This window comes from Paenibacillus daejeonensis DSM 15491, from assembly GCF_000378385.1.
GTDB classification, from domain to species: Bacteria; Bacillota; Bacilli; order Paenibacillales; family Paenibacillaceae; genus Paenibacillus_D; species Paenibacillus_D daejeonensis.
In genome coordinates this window covers 230,236-251,851 of sequence record NZ_KB899667.1, presented here as the reverse complement: position 1 = coordinate 251,851, position 21,616 = coordinate 230,236, and the positions used below count along the sequence as shown (strand labels likewise).

Genomic DNA, 21,616 nt, shown 5'->3' with positions numbered 1-21,616 from the left:
GGCGGTACCGGCCACAGCCGGTGCCGTCTTTATTTGGCATAATTCACTCCTAGTTGGTACGCTTGATCCAGCAGTCTGCCATAATGATCGGGTTCCGCCTCCACGGTCCCGTACAGAAACTCAACCCTTGAATTACGAATGCCGCAGTAATCTGCAATGCCTACATTGAGCAGATGCTGGATCGTTTCGCCATAATTGCGCTTCTCCATCTGGGCTTCGGTGACACCAGCGAGACTCAGCCACAGAAGATGCTTATGATGAAGATGATTCGAGCCGTACGCAAACCCATTGTTAAGCACCCGGTCTACATACCCTTTCAGCATCGCTGGCAGATGCCACCACCACAACGGAAACACAAACGCCAACGCATCATGTTCCTTCAACCGCTGAATTTCTGTTTCGACAGCTGGCGAAAACGTCTGTTCCAAGGCCGCCATATCCGGCTCATCCACCCCCTGCAAGACCGGATCAAAACCAATCCCGTGCAAGTCCAATATTTCATAGCTGTGGCCAGCCTCAGTTAGCCCTTGAGCGAAACGTTCGGTTGCCTGGAAGGTCAGGGAATCTTTTCTCGGATGGGAGACAACGATTAATACATTCATGCATTTCACTACCTTTCTTACGGGTTGATGCTATTATAGACAGTAGGAAATGGATGCGGAAGTACGCACTTTGAAGTGCTATAGGGAGATCAAAGTACCCTGGGTACATGAATGTGCCCTGGTTATTTGAGCGATAAGGGAGGATTGGCAATGAAGGAAGACCTCAACCATCCGGTGCACAAAAAGTACCAAGTTGGCGTAGAGGCGGCTTTGGAGGTGATGGGCGGCAAGTGGAAGCCCCTCATTATCTACCATCTGATGACGGGACGGAAACGAACATCCGAGCTGCGGCGGCTAATTCCCGGCATTACCCAGAAAATGCTGACCACCCAGCTTCGGGGGCTGGAGAAGGACGAGATCATCACCCGAAAGGTATATCATGAGATTCCGCCGAGAGTGGAGTATGAGATCACCCCCTATGGCATGGGCCTCAAGCCCGCGCTGGATCACCTATGCTACTGGGGAGAAGAGCATCTGGACAAGGTCCACGGGGACCGCTCCAAGGTGCTGGAGCCTTTCGAGGACTGTTGATCGATAGAGCAGTGACTGGTTGCCGCTCGCCGAGATAGTCTTAAGATTGCACAAAAAAGCCCAACCACCCCCTTAGGAATGGCTGGGCATTACAAAAATAGAAAAGCAAAACCACTACGCCAGATTAATCGCCTTCAGCTTCTCCAGAGGTACCTTCGGCTGGCGGTCCTCGGTGAGCAGGCCGTTGACCTCCTGCTGGACGTCGCTCACCTGGGTATAGCAATAGCCGCAGATGTAGTCCGTATCCTTGATGGCCTGAGTGATCGATTGGAACCGCTCCAGGAACGCTTCCTCAGAATCCACTTGATTGCCATAGCCCCAGCCTTCCTCACTCGTGAAGGCGATGCCGCCGAATTCACTGATGATGATCGGCTGGCCGCGGTATTCATAGCCCGGCGCCATCGCGTATTTGGAATTCATATGCGAGATTTCGTTGCTGGTGATGGCATCCTTGTTATTCACGTATCGCTTCAAGAACGCTTCGCCCCGCTCTTCGTAATCATGCAAAGAGATAATGTCCGAAATCGTATGCTCCCAGCCGTCATTGACGATGACTGGCCGATGCGGGTCGATGGCTTTGGTCAGATAATAGATGCCTTCGGTGAACTGCTGCTGCCGGCGGTCATTGAAAATGTTGGCCACGCCCCACGACTCGTTGAACGGCACCCATGTGATGATGCTTGGGTGATTGTACTGCTGCTGCACCAGGTCCAGCCACTCTTCGGTAAACTGCCGCATGGCCCGGTCGTTGAATTCATAGGTTGCCGCAACCTCCGACCAGACGAGTACGCCTTTGACATCACACCAATAAAGGAAGCGCGGATCTTCGGTCTTCTGATGCTTGCGGACCCCATTGTAGCCCATCGCCAGAATGGCATCGATGTCTGCAATCAGCGCCTCCTCTGAAGGCGGGGTCAGATGACTGTCCTGCCAATAGCCTTGATCGAGAATTAACCGCTGATAGATCGGCGTGTTGTTCAGCAATACCTTGCCCTTCTGAATCGAGACCTTGCGCAATCCAAAATAAGAATGCACCTCGTCGACAAGCTTACCGCCGCTGCGCAGCGTAAATGTCACCTCGTACAGCTTGGGATTCTGCGAACTCCAGGATTCGACCCGCCAGGTCCGCTGGTCGCTGATCAGATCCACAGTCGCCGACAGCTCACGGCGATCGACCCGCACCGCAGTCTCCCGAATCAACTGGCCATCCAGGGTAATCCGTGTCGTCAGCTCTAGCTCTTGCGGCGTATCTCCGATAGCGACGTTATAATCGAAGTGTACCGCATTGGCATCGAGATCGGGCGTAATCTTGACCGTGCGAACATGCTCCGCCTCGACATACTCCAGCCACACACTCTGCCAGATCCCTGTCGTCTGCACATACCAGCAGCCGAAATTCTCCTCCCGCCAACGCTGCTTGCCCCGGGGCTGCGTACAGTCGTTGCTGTCCTCAACCTTGACGACAATCAGATTGTCGCCCCCTGCCTGCAGATACGGTGTTATGTCGAAGGAAAACGCCGCATAGCCCCCTGTATGGCTACCCACGAATGTGCCGTTGACCCATACCTTGGCCAGATAGTCTACCGCTTGAAAATGCAGTACTGTCTGTTTCCCCTGACCTTCTGCGGGAACTGTCACCCGACGCTGGTACCATACATAGGGATGAAAGGTAGGATCTTCGATCCCACTCGCCTTGGTCTCATAAGCAAAAGGCACCTGGATCTGAACCTCGGCCTCAAAGCCTTCCTGCCATTGCGCCGCTTCGCCCGCATTCTCATCATCAAATCGGAAATCCCATGCGCCATTCAAATTGGTCCACGCCTCACGAACAAACTGCGGACGGGGATAGTCTGCCCTGTAGTGGGTCAAGCTCACTAGCCTCACCTATCCTTTTCAATTGATTACAAGATATTCGTTTCAATAACCACATTTTAGGCTCAAATCTACCAGGTGTCAACGTTATATTACAAAATTAATGTATTTATAAACAAAAAATAAACCTTTAGCTACAAATGCACTGTAACTAAAGGTTTTCCTCCCTCTCCTCACTTCGGGTCCAATGCATAGTGCACCTTCAACAGAATCTCCTGTTCATGATCACCGAATTGGCGGCCAAACAGATTGAGGCCTCCCTTGTGCACAGCTTCCGGCTTGACACCGACTCGCAGCCGCAGGCTGGGGCGGCTCGACAGTTGAAGGTCATCCACCGTCACAGGAGAGAGGCGCTCCCCGTCAAGTGTCGCCTGCTGCTCATCCACCCGCCATTGCTTCAACTGGCCATACTGGGTCGCCCAGTCGCTCCACCACTCCGGGCTCAGCCTGCCGCGCCGGTCGCCGAAATCCCCGGGACTCGTCCACGTCCCCACCTCCTGGCCATTGATCCACAAGGTAATGTCCGAAGGCCAGTTATGGTCGTAGCTCGGCGCCTCGGAGCAGAGCTCCATAGATACCTCTACAGCCTGAATGCGCGCTTCTGGCGGCAGCGCCAGGGGAAGCAGGTACTCCAGGAAGCCGTCTCTTAGCCAGATCAACTGCGCACGGACATGCTTGGGATGATAGAAGCTAGACGGTTCGTCTTCCTGCACAAGCATACCCTCGCCGCTCGCCATACCGCAGGTTGGCGTGACCTCGCAATCACTGTAGTGACCGACAGGCATCTCAATCTCGTAGGTGGCCTGCTGCCCTCCGACGGGCTTGGCCCCGTTGCGAAGTGCAATATGGATGTCATCCCAATTCCGGGTACAGAGCTTCATGGCACCCCGGGATGCCGGCAGCAGCTCTGTGCGGATCAAGCCCGCGGCCTCCAGCACTTTGACATTATGAGCTACTGTCGATACGGGAAGTTGCAGTGCCTCTGCAATTTCTACTACATTCAGACTTCTGGTGCCCAGCAGCTCCAGCATATTCACTCGGGCCTTGGTAGACAGAGCATGTGCTACAGTCACCAGCCGGTCAGGATCGGTAATACTGAGATCCAGCATTCTATTCGTCGCCCTCCATGCTCATCATCTTAATTGAGAATGATTGTACAGGAAGTCTTGTTTTATTGCAATATTATTGTAATAGTCACATGCCTTACTCTACAATATGCATCAGTTCCTCCACAATATATTGCTTGGCTTCGCCCTGTTCACGTCCGCAGCCACCAGTAGGCACTGTTCCTGACACGCGTACGCGGGCTGTATAAGCACCTTCCACGGTCGCTGCACCTGGCTGCCGGTATTCGATGCGCACCTTGGCTGCAGTGGCATCCTCCATCGTGATGAACGATTGCTTGTCATAATTCAACCAGTCCCAGCCTTGCTCAATCAAAATCTCGCGTTCCGCCACTTGCTCCAGCGAACCGATGCCGCCCCAGCCCCGGCAGTGCCAGCCCAGTTCCCCTACAACCCCAGAGCGTTCCACCAGCCTAGCCAACTGACGGGGACCAAGCCGCGCCCAGTATCTTCCCTCCGGCATATCCAGGGCAGTCGGTGCATACCGGTGTCCCCCGAGGTGACTCGTCCGCCATGCGCGGAGAGGTGAATGCGGTCCCCCGGCATACCGATCTCTCAACTCCTTGTAGAGCGGATATCCGAATTTGCCGCAGCATACGTCTCGACTGCCATGTGTACAGACGAATAAATCTCTGGCTGCCTCGCCCGCATGATCACGATACTTGGCGTAGAGCTCGCTCTCCTCTACCTTGCTTTCATTCACAAGAGCGCTAACCAAGCCATACAGCTCATCTTCTGGAACCACATATTCCTGCTTCTCATAACGGCTCAGTGGTGCAGCCGGCCGCTGGAAGTGGATGACTCTGAGATATCCCATTCGGGTATCTGGTGTCTCCGGTGCAAATGCCAGAAAACGAAAACGGGCCCCTTGTTCTTCGGCTTCATGAAGGGCGTGCCTCAAGGCCTCGGGAAACAGTCGCGACTGCTCCACCTGATCCGCCCAAGGCAGCGCGACTTCAACGAATAAATACTGGGCATGCGAAGGCGCCGAGCCAATGGGGTCTTCCCCACAACCAGCGGAGACAACAGCACAATAAGCAGCATCCGGCGGCAAGTCATCATTCCACGTAAACTCGTTCGATTGGTTCATTCGTCATCCCTCCCTGGCATCTTCCAGTGTTTGTTTCATCCTTCTTCAGAGACCCGTTAGCTCTGGCCTCCTCTGCATCCCATCACTCGCCTCCTCTATACTTGTCCGCGCCTTGTGACCCTATAACACAGATAGCTCCTGAAGTGACGCGCGGCAGTCGTCCTCAAGGAGCGTAGTGATGTGTTCCTACAACCTAATAACCAAATCTTCAGGCAAGGACGCATGTCTTAGAGACATGGGTTTGGGAGTCTGTGTATCACCAGTTGCAGCACATAGCGACAGTCCCATCCTTTCCTCCAGCTGACCCTCCAATCGTCAGTAGCCTCGCAGCTGATTGCGTCGGATGGCATGCATCACGAACCGGTTAATCATTCAAGTCTTCGACGCGCATGAGATCCATTTCCCGCTCCAGCCTGTTATGCCGTCTGGTCCCTCCGTGTACAGCATAAACCATCAACAGCAATAACACCGTCGGCAGATTGTATAAGGCAAACACATACATTCCGTTCAGTACCTCAGCTACCTTGGCGTAACCCACCCTCTCCAATATAAACATGAACGATTGATTGGTCCAGGCATCCGGCAAATAAGCCACCCACCCTGGGAGAGCAAGGATCGCTAATAAGAATGTCGCTATAGGCAGGATGAAGCCAAGCCGTTTATGCTGCTTCAACAGGAATAGCTGCAGCAGCAAGATGCCTGTCATGCCCCCCGTCAGTCCAAGCCACTCCATGATGTTTTTCATCCTCTCTAGAGGTTCTTCGCTTTTCTAAACTCGGCATCTGTTTTTCTTGCTAAGCCGTCAGTTGAGACGCGGTACTCTCTCACCGCCTTTAATACAATTAAGTATAATTCTTAATAATGTTAATAGCCAGGCTGCGTTACAGCAAGATCTGTCTAAGCAATGAAAAAGCCGGACGAGAAAACATAACGTTTTCCGTCCAGCTTAAATTCGGATCATGTGATTTCCGTCTGCCACTAAGGCAGGATGATGCCGTTGCCCATCCGGAAGAAAGCAAGCGTCATATTGGCCGTATGCTGGCTCTCGGCTCCCAGCTTGATTAGATCAGAACCGGAGCCTTGACTTGCCGCGCCCGAGAACGCCAGCTGACCGTCCACATACAAATCGTAAGTATAGTTCGGGTGCACCACCATCCGGTAGGTGTGATATTGTGTCGTATCCAGCGTGAAGGATCGATCCGGATTCGTGGCTTTGTTCTGGACAGTCCCTTGTGTCCCGTAGGTCACATAGAAGGAGACCTGATAATTGGCGCTGCGGACTGTAACCTGATTTCTGGTGCCCGGCGCATTGGCCCGGACACGCGTCTCAAGGGTAAATGGTCCCACAGGCGCTTGGAACTGATTCTTCGTCAGGAAGAAGTAGGCGTTGCTCCCGGACGTCTGGGTGCTGACGATATGCAGCGTCGACGCATTTTGCTGAATCTGCCCGCCTGAGCCGGTCGTGCTCCAGCGGCTCAGTACATTCGTCATGGGGTCATCCATCAGGTTCCAAGGCGACTGATTAAGAAACTGGATTCCCGACACATGACTGTTTGTCTGGATATTGCCTTGCGCCAGGCTGGTGATCAGTTCCCCAGCGATATAGAGATCCTCGAATGTGACCCCCTCGATCTTATGTGCGGCAGAGAGTCCGTAGATGCGAGAGTGGGTATTGCCCGCGGTGAGGAAACGCACATTTTTCACTTCGACGTTGCGAACGTTGCCATTGCCGTAGCTGTCATTAATTACCCGCATTTCGATGGGATACGGCTCGTAGGATTTGTAGAGCAATTCCTCCACGTTGATATTGACGAAGTGGATATCCTCCATCAAGGCACTTCCCTGCTGGTGCATGATTGAGATGCCTCGGCTGGCCCGGACCACCTCAATATTCTGGAACCAGATATCGTACATATGGTCAAAAGCCTGGATACCCGCCTTGGTGCCCGCTGCCCGGGAGTACACAACGCCGCCATCAAACACAACATTATACATCGGCTGCGACGCCCCCCATGGGGTCATCATGCCATAAGGTCCGGAGGGCTTGACGCACAAGGCATCATCACCGGTGAAGACGAACGAATCGATCACTCTCACGTTGCGGCTCCCAGCAATATCAATCCCGTCGTTATGGTCATAGAACGGCGCATTGACGACCTTCACATTGTGCATATCCACGCCATCATTGTAGGCTGTGATGATCGTCCAGTACGTCGAATTGGTGACGATGACACCCTCCATCTCGAAGTCGTTCACGTTCGTCGTCAACACGGCATGGATCATGTTGGCGAAGTTATTGTCGTTGGTATGATTGCCTGCCAGCTGAATGCCATTGGCATCGATGACCCCCCGGCCGCTGATCCTGACATTGTCAGCACCTTCATCGACATGCACTTGCAGATAGACGGGTGTCTGATTGGAGGTGCGGGTGGAATACTGCACATAATCGGCAGGGTTGCCCGTTCCTCTAAGCACGGCGCCTCCCTCCAGATACAGATGGACATTTTCCTTCAAGTGCAACGTAGCAACCTTATACAAGCCTTGCGGGACGTATACGACGCCCCCGCCATTCTGAGAGGCATCATCAATGGCCCCCTGGATGGCACCAGTCGTCAGAGCGGCTCCGGTCGGATCGGCCAGATAAGGCGCACTGCTGACATTGTATACCCCTGCACCTTGCGACGCTGGAGCGTTCGTCTCCATCGGGTCCGCCATAATCAGGAGCTTCTCGTAGTTGTTGATCTGTAGAATCAGATACTCCGGTCCATCGATTGTAAAGGTCAGCGTGTTGCCCGATACCGTGCCTTGAATCCCATAGCTTTGTGGACTGATCGTATACTGCTGAATCGGCGCTGCCGCGCGTACCGTTATTTGCATCGGCCCGTCTTGGGAGTAATGTACGAAATGGGAATTAATGCTCGTGCCGAACCTCGTATGCTGGTAGACCTTGATTGGGTCACCATTCAGCTCGACATCAAAAATCTGGCTTTCGGGAAACACAGATGCCGGTAAATCGTAAGCTGTGTAGCTGCCGTTGGCTTGTACCTCGCCGTTCATGGTCAAGAGTCCGATAGCGAGACCTAGCATTGCCGTCATGAGCATGATCATTCGTTTAACCGCTTTCATTTTATTACCTCCTTTTATGAGTGGTTAACAGACCTCCCCTTTCGAAAGCTCATTATAGTCAAGGTCACGCCTTGGGGTAATGTGGTAAACAGATGATTAAGGGATACTATCCGATCCTCTTCGCTTCCGTTCCGCAGTATCCACGCTCGGATAAGGGCTGCAAAGCTACAAAAAAAATCACCACAGTAATGTGGTGACATCATCCGGCAGAAATAATGAATAGCTATTTCTTATCGACCTGCAGCAAGGAGATCTGCTTGAGCGTATAGGTGTCTTGGAGGCCATCCTCTTTCAGGACGTTAAGTTTAACCAGGCTAGCTACCTTGGCAGGGTCCGTTTTGGAGAGCATTCGCCAGACCTCGGGATCAGGCAGCGCCTCGTACAGCCGGGCATCGTCATACTCCTTGCGCTCCTGAAGTATAATTCTCACCCGGTATCCGCCGACATCCAGCTCGGTTCGCCCTTCTGCAGCACAGTGGGCCATAATCTCACTGCGCAGCTCTGACGCCTCCTGTTCAAGTTCCTTCACCTTTTGCTTTATTTGATAGTACCGGCTTATTTTCTTGTCCATATCGTTCACGCTCCTCCTCTCATATGTATGCGGAGGAGAAGCTAACTTATGTTAAAGCGCGTATAGCTGCAGCCGTCCTTGGACTTCTTCACTTCCAGGATGGCCGGAATCGCCTGCTTGAGTTCTTGCACGTGGGAGATAACGCCAATCATTCGCCCCGTCTGCTGCAGATCGACCAGCGTGTCGATCGCTTTGGTCAGTGATTCCTCGTCTAACGAGCCGAACCCTTCGTCGATGAACATCGTCTCGAGTGAGATGCCACCCTCGTAGGACTGGATGACGTCGGCCATGCCCAGCGCCAGACAGAGCGAGGCGTTGAACTTCTCGCCGCCGGACAGCGTCTTGACGTCTCGTAGCTGGCCCGTATAGTTGTCGAAAACGTCGAAGCCGAGTCCGCTCTGCCGTCCCCGCTTCTCCAACCGTGCGCTGCGCACGAGATAGAACTGTCCCCCTGAGATGCGGGAGAGCCGCTCGTTGGCATGGGCAATGATCTTCTCCAAGAATTCGACCTGCAGGTAGCGCTCGAACGACATCTTGCTCTCATTGTCACCGCGCACGACATCGTAGAGCTCCCGGACCAGCTGATACTCATCCTCAGCTTCTGCACATCGCTTGTCTGCCTCGATAATCTCGGCCTGCAGCGCCGTCCCCCGGGCATGCGTCTGCCGGATCTGACTCTCTTCGCCGCGCAGAGCTTCAAGTGCCTGCTCTTGTTCCCGCAGCTGCTGCTGGAGGGTGTCCAAGTCGAGCCGTTCCTTGGTCTCCAGAGCGGCGCTCGTCTCCTCCACCTGCCTGGCGACGCTCAGCACGGCAGCCTGATACGCCTCCTGCTCACGTTGCCACTGCTCACGCACGCTGTCCGGCTGCTTGGCTGCCCGGTAGTCCGCCTCCGAGCCAAAGCCACCCTCGGCCAGCGCCTGCTGGTAGCTGTGCCGTGCCCGCTCGCGAGCTTCGGCGGCCTCTGCACGCTGCCGCTCCGCATGGCTCAGGTCGGCTGCTGCCTGCACCCGTCGCTCGCTCGCCTGCTGATAGCGCTGCTGCGCCTGCTTCCACGCAGCCTCGAGCCGCTGCCGGGTCTGCTCCGTCTCGGCAATGCGGCGCTCCAACAGGGACAGCTGTCGCATCTCCTCCGGCAGCGCCGCCAGCTCCTGAGCTACCAGCGCCTGCTCTGTCGCGTGCGCCGAGGTCCGCTCATGCAGCTGCTGCTGGAGCTGCTCCAGCCCGCGCCGGGCCTCGCCCAGTCGGCCCTCCAGCGTCTCCAATGCCTGCTTGAGCGGCAGCAGACCAGCGTAATCCGCCTTGAGCGCCTTCTCCTCCTCGGCTAGCGCCTTGCCCTGCGAGACCAGGGCAGCATACGTCTCCCGCATGCCGTCCGTCGTGAAGCCCTGCTCGCGCAGCAGCACTTCTTTCTCCGTCAGCTGCTGGCGCGTCGCCTTGAGGTTGGCCTGTGCCTCCAGATAACGCTGGTCGGCGGCAGCTTTGGCCTTGCGGCTCAGCTCCAGATCCTCCTTGGTCGGGGCTTCCGCCGTGAGCACCGCCTTGCGCGGATGCTCCGCACTGCCGCATACCGGACAGGACTCGCCGTCATGGAGATGACTGGCAAGCCATCCCGCCTGCCCTTCCACCCAGCGTGTCTCCAGCGCTACATAGGCGTGGTCGGCCTGTTCGCCGGCCTTTTGCAGCTCACGGGCCGCCTGCGACTCCTGTTCCGCACGCTCGCTCAGCACGACGCAATCCCGCACCGTCTTGGCCTGCTCCCGCAGTGCCGCTACGCGCTCCGTCAGCTCAGGAAGCCGTATCGTACGCTGCTCCAGCGCCTTCACCTGCGAGGCCGTTTCCGTCCGCTCGGCTTCCAGGGCATCGCGCTGCCGCCGCGCCATCTCCGCGCGCTGCGAGAGCGTGCCGACCTCCGCAGCAAGCTCCGCTACACGCCGCTGCTTATGATCCAGCCCTTGCACAATCGGCAGGTAACCCTGCAGCCGGTCCAGCTCCCGCGCGGCCAGCTCTCGTGCCTCGGCCTGCGCTTCCTCCTGCTTGTACAGCTGCTCGGCCTCCGTGTGGACACGCTCGGCCTGGAGCAGCGCCTGCCTGGCCTGTTCCAGCTGTCCGTCCCGCCGCACCAGCGTCTCCACCGCCTCGGCATCCTGACGCTCATACACCTGCAGATGCACCGCCCGCTCTGCCAATGCGAGCTGCGACTTGATGTCCAGCATTGCCTGCTCCCGGCCCGCCAATTGCCGCTGCTCCTCCAGCTTGCGCTCTAGCAGTGCAAACTGTTCATTCAGGGCCTTGGCCTGATGAAACGCCTCCGCAGAGGCTTGATAAGCTTCCGTCTGTGCCTTCAACCGCTCCTGCAACTCCTGCTGCCCGGCCGCCGCATAAGCGAGCTCCACTGCCAAGGCCTCCAGCACTTGATGCGTGTTGTAGTGCTCCTGCTCGTTTAGCACCCGGTGCAGGTCGGAGCCTTCGCGGCCCGCCAGCGTGCCCTTGACCTGCCCGATATGGTACTCGCGCAGCCCGTTCAGCTCGTTGCAACGCTGCTGCATCGTCTTGCGCTGCTCGTTCAGACGGTCGGCCACCACCTTGTAGAGCCCCGTCTTGAAAATGCGGCGCAGAATCTCTTCCTTGTCCTCGGTCTCGGACGTCAGCAGCTTGCGGAACTCGCCTTGCGGCAGCATCACGATCTGGCTAAACTGGTCCTTGGTGAGGCCGATCAGCTCGCGCAGCCGCGCATCGACCTGGGAGACGATGAAGCGGTCCGTCAGCGGACGCTCCTCGCCACCGTCCAGCTCGTACAGCTCGTAACGCTCGCCCGTGGCGCCTTTGTTGCCCGCCTTCACATGGGAGAGCTGACGGAAGACGCGATACGCTCGTCCCTTGAGCTCAAATGTAAAATTTACAGACGTATGTAGGCCATCCTCTGCAAATTGGCTGCGCAGCATCCGGTTATCATTGCGGTCTTCGCCACTGGCATCGCCATAGAGCGCAAAACAGATCGCATCAAAGATCGACGTCTTGCCTGCCCCCGTGTTCCCCGAGACGACAAACAGCCGGTGATGCTGCAGCTCCGTAAAATCAATGGTTTCCCGGTCCTTATACGGACCGAACGCCGTCATGATCAGTTGTAACGGTCGCATCGCGCTCCCCCTCCTCCCTGTAAATCTGCTGCAGCGTCTTCACGAACAGCTGCTCCGTCTTCGGCGGCAGCTCCGTCCCCCGCACTTCCTCATAGAATGCCTTGAACAGCGACAATCCGTCCATCTTCGCGCGGCCGTCCACAGTTGCCGTCTCGCGGCTGATACCGGGCAATGCCAGCTTGCGTTCCACATGCATGGCATTGGGATAGACCGCGCGAATCCGCTCCATTGCCGACAGCACCAACGCCTCGTCGAGCAGCCGGACAAACACATAGTCCTCATTCACCGGATGCCGCTCAATCTCGGCGATCCGTCCCTCCACCGTGCGCATGTCGTGCAGCGGCGTCAGGAACCGCTTCTGGATAGCAGCATTCCCCGCGGCGTCGAGCTCCACGACGAGATAGCCCTTCTTGTGATGCTCCTCGGAAATCGAATACTTAAGCGGCGAGCCCGCATAGCGGATCCGCTCGTCCCCGACATGATGAGCCTGATGCAGATGGCCCAGCGCCGTATAGTGAAACGGCTTGAAATACGCGCTGTTCACATGCTCCGCCCCGCCGATCGCCAGCGGCCGCTCGGAGTCGCTCGTTCCTTCCTGTGGCTCGCCGCCTGGCGTGATGAAGGCATGCCCGATGAAGACGTGACGGGCGGCGGGATCCAATTCTGCTGTAATCGCGGTGGTTAGCGCCCGCATCGCGTCATCATGCGTCCGAATCTCCTCGTCGCCCAGCAGATGCCGCACCTTGCCCGGTTCGGCGTAGGGCACGAGGTGGAAATGTACCTCTCCCGCTTCGTCCGAGAGAATGATGGGCTGGATGGGCAGTGTCAGTTCCCCTGCAATATGTAAACCGGCCGCCCGCATGATGCGGCTGCCGAAGTCGAGCCGGCTGGGGCTGTCGTGGTTGCCTGCGACCGCGAGCACCGGGATGCCCAGCCGCAGGACCAACTGCTCCAGGGTCCGGTCCAGCAGCTGCACCGCTTCGGCTGGCGGCACCGCCCGGTCGTAGAGATCACCGGCAATGATGACCACATCTGGCCGCTCCTCCTCGATGTCCCGGAGCAGCTGCTCCAGGATAAACGCCTGATCGTCCGTCATATAGACGCCCTGGACCAGCTTGCCGAGATGCCAGTCCGCCGTATGTACGATTTTCATCGTGTCCCGTCCCTTCTATTCGCTCAATCTATGAACCTATTATAACAAACGTTCCCTGACAATAGGCTGCCAGAGAACATTTGTTTGGGATTAATTTTTGGAAAGAGAGCATGCAATGCTGAATGGTTGGACTGGTGGGGGCTTTGGCAGGGGGCGGCGTGCGGGAGTGAACTTGACGGCGGGAATGCGGGAAAGAGTGGGCGGAATTGCGAAGTCGGGATTGCGGGGCGGGGCTGGTTTGAGCGGATGAGATTGGCGGGGCGGAGGTGGGCGTGGCGACACTGGAACGAATTGCAGACAGCGAAGACTTCACTTGGAGCACCCACTAGCGGCGCGAAATCCCGCTCTAAGTACAAAAACTTTACTTACAGCACCCACTACGGCGCGAACCCCCTGCTCTAAGTATAGAAACTTTACTTGCAGACCCCCACTACGCCCCGAAACCCCGCTCTAAGTACAAAAACTTTACTTGCAGCACCCAACTGCGGCGCGTATCCCCACTCCAAGTACAAAAACTTTACTTGCAGCACCCACCACCGCGCGCAAACTCCACTCTTGGTGCCCCCACCGCCACCACCGCGCAGCTGGGCTTGTGCGGTTGGTTCCGATTGCCGCTGCAACGCAAAAAAGGCCGCCTGAGCGTCAGTCCTCACTGACCTCAAGCAGCCCTGCCATCTACTATTTTCTCCGCTCGTAGCTTCCAGCGCGTGGAGTCCGGCAGCACGATGGCGGTCGGACGACCACGTCCTCTGTTTTACTCCACCATCAGCCGGATCCGGTTGCCCGAAGGATCGGCGGTGACATACGCTTCGCCGTCCTGCTCCGCACTTGCCCCGAGCTCACGTACACGACCGACCGCCTGCTCCCGGGCCTCCTCACTTGGGTAAACCAGTTCATAGGAGCGGAGCCCCACACTCTGCTCGGGCGGCTGCGGCGCACCTACACCATTCCAGGTGTTCAGGCCGATATGGTGATGATACCCGCCTGTCGAGATGAACAATGCCTGGTTGCCGTAACGGGCCACCGCCTCAAAGCCCAGTCCCTGCGTGTAGAAACGCTCCGTGTCCTTCAACTCCGCGACGTGTAAGTGGATGTGTCCCATGATCGTGCCCGCTGGCAGACCATCCCACGGCGTGACCTCCGGCTCGCTGAGCAGATCTTCAAAATTTAGCGGATCCACCGCCATTGCCACCTCGCCGCCGGTCCACGTCCAGCCGGATGAATCGCGATCCCGGTAAATCTCGATGCCGTTGCCATCCGGGTCAGACAGGTACAACGCCTCGCTCACCGTATGGTCCGAGGAGCCCAGCCGCAAGCCGCTGGCCGCGTAATGGCGTACGAACCGCGCAAGGTCACTGCGGGTCGGCAAGAGCAGTGCGTAGTGATACAAACCGGTCGTGTGGCCAGCTTTCGGCTCGACTGGCGCCTCCAGCGTCAACAAAGCCGTCTTGCCGTCTGCTGTCAGACTGGCAGTGGTAGCCGTTTGCTCCAGAATCCGAAACCCGATCAGCTCCTGGTAGAATGCCAGCGAGCGCTGCAGATCCTGTACTTTGAGATTTACCTGCCTAACGTATGTCTGGGGCGAGCGATGAAAGTTCATATCTTCTCCTCCGATGGCTTGTAGTGTTGCATGTAATTTAACTCATGTGGCAACATCATGTCAAGTAACTTTATTTTTTATAGCGACTACTCAAAAAACTGACTCTGCCAACATATAAAATAACCATTCAGATTACCTTCCCAACAGGTTCAATTCTGCCCGTGGCGGATATTTTCTAACCTTAATTCAACCTTCACTCAACGAATGTTTACCAATTGCTGTGATGTATTCGGATGTATCCGCTCTCATGCTATACTGGAAGCAGCAATTACCGGAGGAGTGGAGCAGCCGTGCGTATGGCCAGATTACCCTTGTTCCCCAAGCTGTTCCTGACCTTCCTGGTACTCATCCTGCCGCTCGTCACCCTGAGCATGATCGTTAACGTGCGCAGCGAGCGCTTGGTTCGAGACCAGATAACGAGTGCAGCCCAAGACAAGCTGCGAGACTACCTGCATTCGCTTGAGGGCGACTTCGGGACACTGGTGACGCTGATGCAGCAGTATGTGCTCGATGATGACTTCAACAATTTGGCTTATTCCTCTGTTATTCTAACCGATGAACAGTTCACCTTCATGGTCAAAAGCGTGCAGCGCAAGCTGCTGATTCTCAAAAACATGAGTCCCTATGTCAGGGACGCCTTCGTGAATCTGCCTGCACTGGACCGAAAAATCTCAGCCGTCTCCTATAACGAGCTGCCGCCCGAGGAAGCAGCGGCGCTCAACACAATGGTTGACTTGTACGAGTCGCCGTTCACCCGCTATGACGGCAGGCTATGGCTTAGTCTGCCGGTCCCCAACAGCAACCCAGTCGGCCGCGGCTTCACCATTGCCTTGGAGCTGTCCAACGAAGCGCTGCTCGCTTCACTTGGTAGTCTGACCGTGAGCGGCGATGGCGGCGCCCTGCTGCACGACGGCGAGCTAGGCTGGCTGCTCGCCAGTGGCGATATGCCTAGTCCGCGCGAGCAGACGCTCGCTTTTCTACAATCCGGTGCGTCCGATGGCGAGCCCGCCCTCTATGCCGAAGGCAAGGAGCGGTATTATGCCTTTCACCAGACCTCGCCGGTACTTGGCCTCTCCCTGGCGATGTTTCTGGAGGAGAAAAGTCTGATTGGCCCCTTGCGCCAGTACGCTGCCTGGCTCTGGAGTCTCTCGATCGCTGCCGTAGCGCTCGTGCTGCTCTTCTCTTACCGGCTGTACCGGATGATTCATACGCCAATGAAACGGCTCGTCGGGGCGTTCCGTAGCCTGGAGAGCGGCAATCTGAACCAGCAGCTGAAGGCTGAGACCGGGGATGAATTCAACTATCTCTATCATCAATTCAACCGGACGGTGAACCGGCTCCGCGAGCTGATTGACGAGGTATACGTGCAGCGCTACCAGGTCAAGGCCGCCGAGCTAAAACAATTGCAATCGCAGATCAATCCGCATTTTCTCTATAATAGCTTCTTTAATCTGTACCGGCTGGCGAAGCTGCGAGACAATGATAAGGTGATTGCCTTCTCCTGGCATCTCGGCGATTATTACAAGTATGTCACCAAAAACGCCGACCAGGTCGAGCTGGAGCAGGAGGTGGCGTTCTGCCGTTCCTATGCGGCGATTCAGAGCATCCGGTTCGGTGATCATATCGTCATCCAGTTCGGCGACATTCCCGAACCGCTCCGCCGCCTGACTGTCCCCAAGCTGTTCTTGCAGCCGCTTATCGAAAATGCGTATCATCATGGGCTGGAGGATCGCGCAGACAAAGGATTGATCGATATCACCTTCAGCCGTCGTGAAACCTGTGCCATCATCACCGTCGAAGACAACGGGGAATCACTGGACGAGGCGGCCATTCAACAGATCCGTTCTTTGCTGGAAGAACCGGAGCGTCCGGTGGACAGCGAAGGGCTGCGTAATGTCCTTCAGCGTATCCGGCTGCACTATGGCGAGCAGGCTTCGCTAACGGCGGACCGCAGCCCACTGGGCGGCCTGCGCATCACCATGACTATACCTATCAAGGAGGCGTCGGTCTGATGTACCGGTTACTGATTGTCGATAACGAGCCGAATATCGTGCGCGGGCTCAAGCAATTATTTGCGGAGGAAGCGCCTTATGAGCTGGAGGTGTACGGTGCTTTGTCGGCTGAAGAGGCCTTGCGGCTCATGCAGGACACAAGAGTGGACATCGCACTGCTGGATATTCGCATGCCTGGCATGAATGGTCTGGAGCTGCAGGCCGAGATGGCCAAGCGGTGGCCCCGCTGTCGTGCTGTGTTTCTGTCCGGCTACGACGATTTTGCCTACATCCAGACAGCGATGAGAGGCGGCGGGACAGATTATGTGCTGAAGATGGACGGGGATGATGCCATACTCCAGGCCGTGGGCAAGGCGATTGCCCATCTGGAGCAGGACGACGAGCGCGAGGTACTGATGAAGCAGGCGCGCATGCAGTGGAATCAGTCGCTGGGCACCCGGCAGAATGAATATATCCGCGAGCTGATTCTCGGACTGAATACGGCGGGGCACAGCCGCTTCAAGGAGCTGCAGTTCCCGCTTGCCGCTGACCGCGCTGTATTGCTGCTGGTCGGCCGGATCGACAGCTTCGAGGAGGCACACACCGAATCGGACAAAGCCTTGCTCCGCTATGCGGTTCAGAACATTGCCGCCGAGCATTGGCAGGGCTATCCGTTGCTCTCTGCCCAGCCGGAACCTGCCCTGCTGATGACGTTGATTCAGCAAGCCGAAGACAGCACAGCCGCTTACGATGCGCAGCACTGGAACGACACCGTGCATGTCCGGCTGGAAGAGATACAGACGGCATGCCGGCGTTACTTGAAGCTTCCCGTATCATTTGCAGCCAGTGCCGGACCCATCCCTTGGTCCGAGCTGCCAGCCAAGCTCGCCGAGCTGAAGCAAATGCTGTTCTACGGCTTCGGTGCGGACGGGGAGACGCTGCTGACCGATGCCTTCAACCGCAATTTTGACGCCAAGTCGCTGCCTCAGACGGACGAGACCGTTGCCCGTCACAAGCTGCGGCGGCTGCTGTCTACCGAGCTGGGCATGGAGCAACGTCTGCTGGATGACTTCGATGAGCTCTCCCAGCTCTCCCGCCACACCATACGCAGCCCCCGCTTCCATGCCGAGCTATACCATGGCGTCTGCTATCTGCTTCTCTCCTCGGCCGAGAGTCCGGAGGGCGGGGCTGCAGCGCAAGAAGAGAAGCCGCAGCCGCGACTTCTCTCGCTGGAAGAGCATGACACTTGGGAGGATGCGCTCGCCTATCTGCGGACCGGGATCGTCCGGTTCATTGCATCGCGTGATCCGATGCACGGGGAAGGCGCCGACTATGTCGTGCTGAAGCTCAAGACCTTCATCGAGCACCATCTGCACGAGGATTTGTCGCTGGTGCGGCTTGCCGGAATCGTCTTTTTGAACCCGACCTACCTCTCCAGGCTGTTCAAGCAGCAGACTGGCCAGGGTGTATCAGAATATATCGCCGGTCTGCGGCTGGAGAAGTCCAAGACATTGCTCCGTTATTCACCGATTAAGATTCAGGAGATCGCCGGCAAGGTCGGCTTTGACTCGGCGACCTCCTTTGGCCGCTTCTTCAAGCGGGAATCCGGGCTCACACCCCAGGATTACCGCGATGCGGAGGCGGCTGGCCGCTCCTGAGAGTCCATGCCCCTGCCCCACTGCTTGTTCGGACGCGGTCCCATGTAGAGGATCAGCTCTCCGCCAGCGGCAACAGCATCATGCGGCAGTGCCGGGGTATCCCACGGGGTGCCGTTCAACTCGGCGGACTGGATATATTTGTTCTGCTCGGATACTCCCTCCGCTCGGATGAGGAAGCTGCCGCCGTGCTCGAGTGAAATGCGGACCTCCTCGAAGATCGGACTGCCGATGTCGTATTGCGGTTTGCCGGGACACACCGGATAGAAGCCCATCGCCGAGAACACATACCAAGCCGACATCGCGCCTGCATCTTCGTCGCCGCAGATGCCGAGCGGACTCGCCGTGTACCATAGCTTCATGATCTCGCGGAGCTTGCGCTGCGTTTTCCAGGGCGCGCCAGCGTAGTTGTACAGATAGGGGATGTGAAAGGCAGGCTCGTTGCCCTGACAATATTGACCCATCAGCCCGGTCGAGTCGGGAAATTGCCCCCAAAATTCGTACTTCGAGCCGCTGCATGTTGCAGCGAACAGCCCATCGAGCTTGGCCTCCAGTCCGGCGCGGCCGCCGAGCAGCTCAGCTAATCCTACGATGTCATGCTGTACATGAAACGTATAAATCCAAGCATTGCACTCCGCGAAGTAATCGCGGCCGCCCTGGCCGCCATCCCTCACGGGATCGAAGCCTTCGACCCATGCGCCGTCTGCGGTGCGCGGCGCCATGAAGCCGATTCGTGCATCGAATACATTGCGGTAGTACCTCGCTCTCTCCCTCAGCTCGGCAGCTTCCCCCTCTCGGCCCAACGCTTCAGCGAGCTGGGCGGCGCACCAGTCGTCGTAAGCATGCTCCAGCGTTACCGAGACCGCCTGTCTCCGTTCATAAGAGTCGACCTCAGGCACCCACTCCTGCGCCCCGCGTGGCAACGCAGGCAAGTAGCCGAGCTGCGCGTGTGCCCGATCCAGCTCAGTCAGTGGCCCGTTATCGGTCCATGGCAGCATTGTTGCCTCCAGCGCGTTGCGGCGTACCGCCTCGTAGGCCAGAGCCAGATCAAAGCTCCGCACGCCCTTGGCATACGTGTCTGCGAAGAAAGCAGCGGCATGATTACCGCTCATGAACGCACGGTCGCCAGCCAGATCCGGGAACTGGGGCAGCCAGCCAGACGCCTTATACATCCGCAGGTACGAAGCAATCATATCCGCTTGTCGCTGCGGCTCCAACAGCAGCTGGAGCGGATGCAAGCAGCGGTAGCTGTCCCACAGATTGTCCATCGTATAGTGGTCTTGCCCGTCATACTCATACACCTGATTGTCCAAGCCGCTATAATGCCTGCCGTCCGCCTCCGTTATATTCATCATCGGCAGCAGCGAGCGATAGAGCGCCGTATAGAAGACGGACCGCTGCTCTGGCGTGCCGCCGCGGATCGCAATCCGACCGAGCGCTTCGTTCCAGACCTCCCGCCCTTTGCGCTGCAGGGAAGCAAAGGTATGGCCGTCCAGCTCCTGCCGCAGGTGCCGCTCTGCCGAATCAGCGGACACGTAAGACAGACCTACCTTCAGTTCGACAGTCTCTCCTGCCAGCGCACCCAGTACGATGGCGCAGCCGGAATTCTCGGCGCTGTGCCACGGCTCAAGCTGCTGCCAGGGCCTGCCCAGCTCCAGATGAAGATAGCAAGGAACGCCGCGCTCCACACTATGGACGGCCAGCCGTCCCTCGCCCGGCTCAGCCAGCTTGGCACCAGCAGGCAGGCGGAGGTGGATGCGAGCCGAGGAGCAGGCAGGGAAGCCGATGCGAAAGATTGCCGACCTGCGTCCGGCAGCCGCCTCAAGCATGATCTCCTCATCCTCCAGCAGAACAGAATAACTGTATGGCGTCGCTGTCTCGTGGTCATGATCGTACATTGAAGCAAGTTCACGACGCGCCGTGCCTCTCTTGTGGGCGGTTGCCGTAAGAGACGCCATACAGAAACGGATGCCCTCCAGCAGCGGAGCCGTATAACGGTCATTGCTCCCCGTTACCTCCGGCCAGAGCTGAGCCATGCCGTGCGGCAGCTGGGCAAACGGCGTAGTAGAGGTAAGCAAATGACCAACGGAGCCGATATATGGATCCACCTCATCCACGGGAGTGCTGGCAGGAGCAGTTCCGGTGGCCAGCGCAATACAGCGGAACTCCCCGCCGTTATCTGCAGCATCCTGGGACTGAAGCGGCCGCACAGCGCAATAGAAATGATAGAGTACCCCCTCCCAGCAGACGACCGACGATTTATGCGCATGTGTCTCGTCCAGCTCGCCCTTGGCACCCTGCGCCAGCCATGGTTCGGGGAGGATGTCCCAATGCCTCAGATCCCGTGAGACAGCCAGCGCCCCCTGGGACCGGACACCATCGAAGCCGAAGCCAAAATTGACCCAATACCCGCTCCGGCTGTCATAACGGATGTACGGATCGCTGATGAACGCAGCATAGAACGAGTCGGGGTTCACGCTCATTACCGGATTCTCGTCATGTCTCGTCCAATGCCGGAGATCCTCCGACACGGCCAGCCCCGTCTCCTCCGTCCACGGCCATTCCGGGCGGTTCTTGGCATTGTAGAACATCAGGTATTTCCCTTCATGGGCGATAACGCAACATTTGTACAGGCCGCCCGCTTCCCAGTTGCCGCCGCCTTCGTAAGCAAAGATCGGCGCCTCCAGCCGGTGCCAATGCAGCAGCTGCTCATCTTCGCACCAGGCCAACCCCATCTGAGCCCCTCCGGTTTCATAGCCGAGCTCGGGATAGGCGTGATAGACCATCCAGTAGCGTCCGTCCACCTTCTTCAGCGTCGGCATGGCGTACAGATCATTGGATTCCAGCAGGATCCAGGAGCCTGCCGCCCCTACCCAGTCCCAGCACGACGTATCCTCTCCGCGGCCCAGGATAATCGCTTCGTGCCGCCACTCCTTCAGGTCCGGACTCGTGGCCAGCGCCGTCTGGTAGCCTTGCCCGTCAAAGCCGACATACATCATATAGAATTGCCCGCCATGGCGGAATACGAACGGACAATCGACCGCCTTTGCATCGAACGCCCCGGACGCTCCAGAGCCTTGCAGCACAGGAACTCCCGACCGGTTTGGCGTACGCAAGTGGGCAAACGCTTCTATTCTTATAGGCTCCATTGTAAGCTCATTCCC

At 57.3% G+C, this 21,616-nt stretch carries 15 protein-coding genes; 3 read left to right on the top strand and 12 right to left on the bottom strand.

The features are described 5' to 3' along the window. Window positions 1-29 precede the first annotated feature (29 nt). Window positions 30-602, bottom strand: a complete 573-nt coding sequence (locus tag F556_RS0122945; protein ID WP_020619342.1) for an NAD(P)H oxidoreductase — start codon at window positions 600-602, stop codon at window positions 30-32. Window positions 603-752: 150 nt separating this feature from the next. Between F556_RS0122945 and F556_RS0122940 the strand changes: the two genes are divergently transcribed. Further along, window positions 753-1,133 carry a winged helix-turn-helix transcriptional regulator gene (locus F556_RS0122940; RefSeq protein WP_020619341.1) on the top strand — a complete coding sequence of 127 codons (381 nt, stop codon included), beginning with the start codon at window positions 753-755 and terminating at the stop codon, window positions 1,131-1,133. A gap of 114 nt (window positions 1,134-1,247) precedes the next feature. Here the strand turns inward: F556_RS0122940 and F556_RS0122935 are convergent, their stop codons facing one another. The 10 genes from F556_RS0122935 to F556_RS0122885 all read right to left on the bottom strand — a co-directional run bounded on the left by F556_RS0122935 (window position 1,248) and on the right by F556_RS0122885 (window position 14,806). Further along, a complete protein-coding gene (locus F556_RS0122935; protein ID WP_020619340.1) occupies window positions 1,248-3,008 on the bottom strand; it encodes a glycoside hydrolase family 2 protein in 1,761 nt (586 codons plus the stop codon). A gap of 170 nt (window positions 3,009-3,178) precedes the next feature. Further along, window positions 3,179-4,114: an ArsR/SmtB family transcription factor gene (locus tag F556_RS0122930; RefSeq protein WP_020619339.1), complete on the bottom strand. Its 936-nt coding sequence runs from the start codon at window positions 4,112-4,114 to the stop codon at window positions 3,179-3,181. Window positions 4,115-4,208: 94 nt separating this feature from the next. Further along, the gene (locus tag F556_RS0122925) at window positions 4,209-5,219 is read right to left on the bottom strand and encodes a ferredoxin family protein (RefSeq protein ID WP_020619338.1); all 1,011 of its coding nucleotides are present in this window, start codon (window positions 5,217-5,219) and stop codon (window positions 4,209-4,211) included. A gap of 364 nt (window positions 5,220-5,583) precedes the next feature. Then, window positions 5,584-5,964: a hypothetical protein gene (locus F556_RS0122920; protein WP_157272903.1), complete on the bottom strand. Its 381-nt coding sequence runs from the start codon at window positions 5,962-5,964 to the stop codon at window positions 5,584-5,586. Window positions 5,965-6,197: 233 nt separating this feature from the next. Next, the gene (locus F556_RS0122915; RefSeq protein WP_020619336.1) at window positions 6,198-8,345 is read right to left on the bottom strand and encodes a glycoside hydrolase family 28 protein; all 2,148 of its coding nucleotides are present in this window, start codon (window positions 8,343-8,345) and stop codon (window positions 6,198-6,200) included. A gap of 223 nt (window positions 8,346-8,568) precedes the next feature. Continuing rightward, window positions 8,569-8,916, bottom strand: coding sequence for a hypothetical protein (locus F556_RS0122910; RefSeq protein ID WP_020619335.1), 348 nt, complete (start codon window positions 8,914-8,916; stop codon window positions 8,569-8,571). 41 nt (window positions 8,917-8,957) lie between these two features. Next, on the bottom strand, window positions 8,958-12,053 hold the full coding sequence (locus tag F556_RS0122905; RefSeq protein ID WP_020619334.1) for an AAA family ATPase: 3,096 nt from the start codon (window positions 12,051-12,053) through the stop codon (window positions 8,958-8,960). Beyond that, window positions 12,010-13,206, bottom strand: a complete 1,197-nt coding sequence (locus tag F556_RS0122900; RefSeq protein ID WP_020619333.1) for an exonuclease SbcCD subunit D — start codon at window positions 13,204-13,206, stop codon at window positions 12,010-12,012. Before F556_RS0122900 ends, F556_RS0122905 begins: the two co-directional genes overlap by 44 nt. 413 nt (window positions 13,207-13,619) lie before the next feature. Then, window positions 13,620-13,859: a hypothetical protein gene (locus F556_RS38625; protein ID WP_020619332.1), complete on the bottom strand. Its 240-nt coding sequence runs from the start codon at window positions 13,857-13,859 to the stop codon at window positions 13,620-13,622. 101 nt (window positions 13,860-13,960) lie between these two features. Next, entirely contained in the window at window positions 13,961-14,806 is an 846-nt protein-coding gene (locus tag F556_RS0122885; RefSeq protein WP_020619331.1) for a VOC family protein, read from the bottom strand. A gap of 296 nt (window positions 14,807-15,102) precedes the next feature. Between F556_RS0122885 and F556_RS0122880 the strand changes: the two genes are divergently transcribed. Both F556_RS0122880 and F556_RS0122875 read left to right on the top strand, forming a co-directional pair. Next, window positions 15,103-16,818 carry a sensor histidine kinase gene (locus F556_RS0122880; protein ID WP_020619330.1) on the top strand — a complete coding sequence of 572 codons (1,716 nt, stop codon included), beginning with the start codon at window positions 15,103-15,105 and terminating at the stop codon, window positions 16,816-16,818. Continuing rightward, on the top strand, window positions 16,818-18,455 hold the full coding sequence (locus F556_RS0122875) for a response regulator (protein WP_020619329.1): 1,638 nt from the start codon (window positions 16,818-16,820) through the stop codon (window positions 18,453-18,455). Before F556_RS0122880 ends, F556_RS0122875 begins: the two co-directional genes overlap by 1 nt. Here the strand turns inward: F556_RS0122875 and F556_RS34955 are convergent. Further along, window positions 18,422-21,601: a GH92 family glycosyl hydrolase gene (locus F556_RS34955; RefSeq protein WP_083938105.1), complete on the bottom strand. Its 3,180-nt coding sequence runs from the start codon at window positions 21,599-21,601 to the stop codon at window positions 18,422-18,424. The genes F556_RS0122875 and F556_RS34955 overlap by 34 nt on opposite strands. Window positions 21,602-21,616 lie beyond the last annotated feature (15 nt).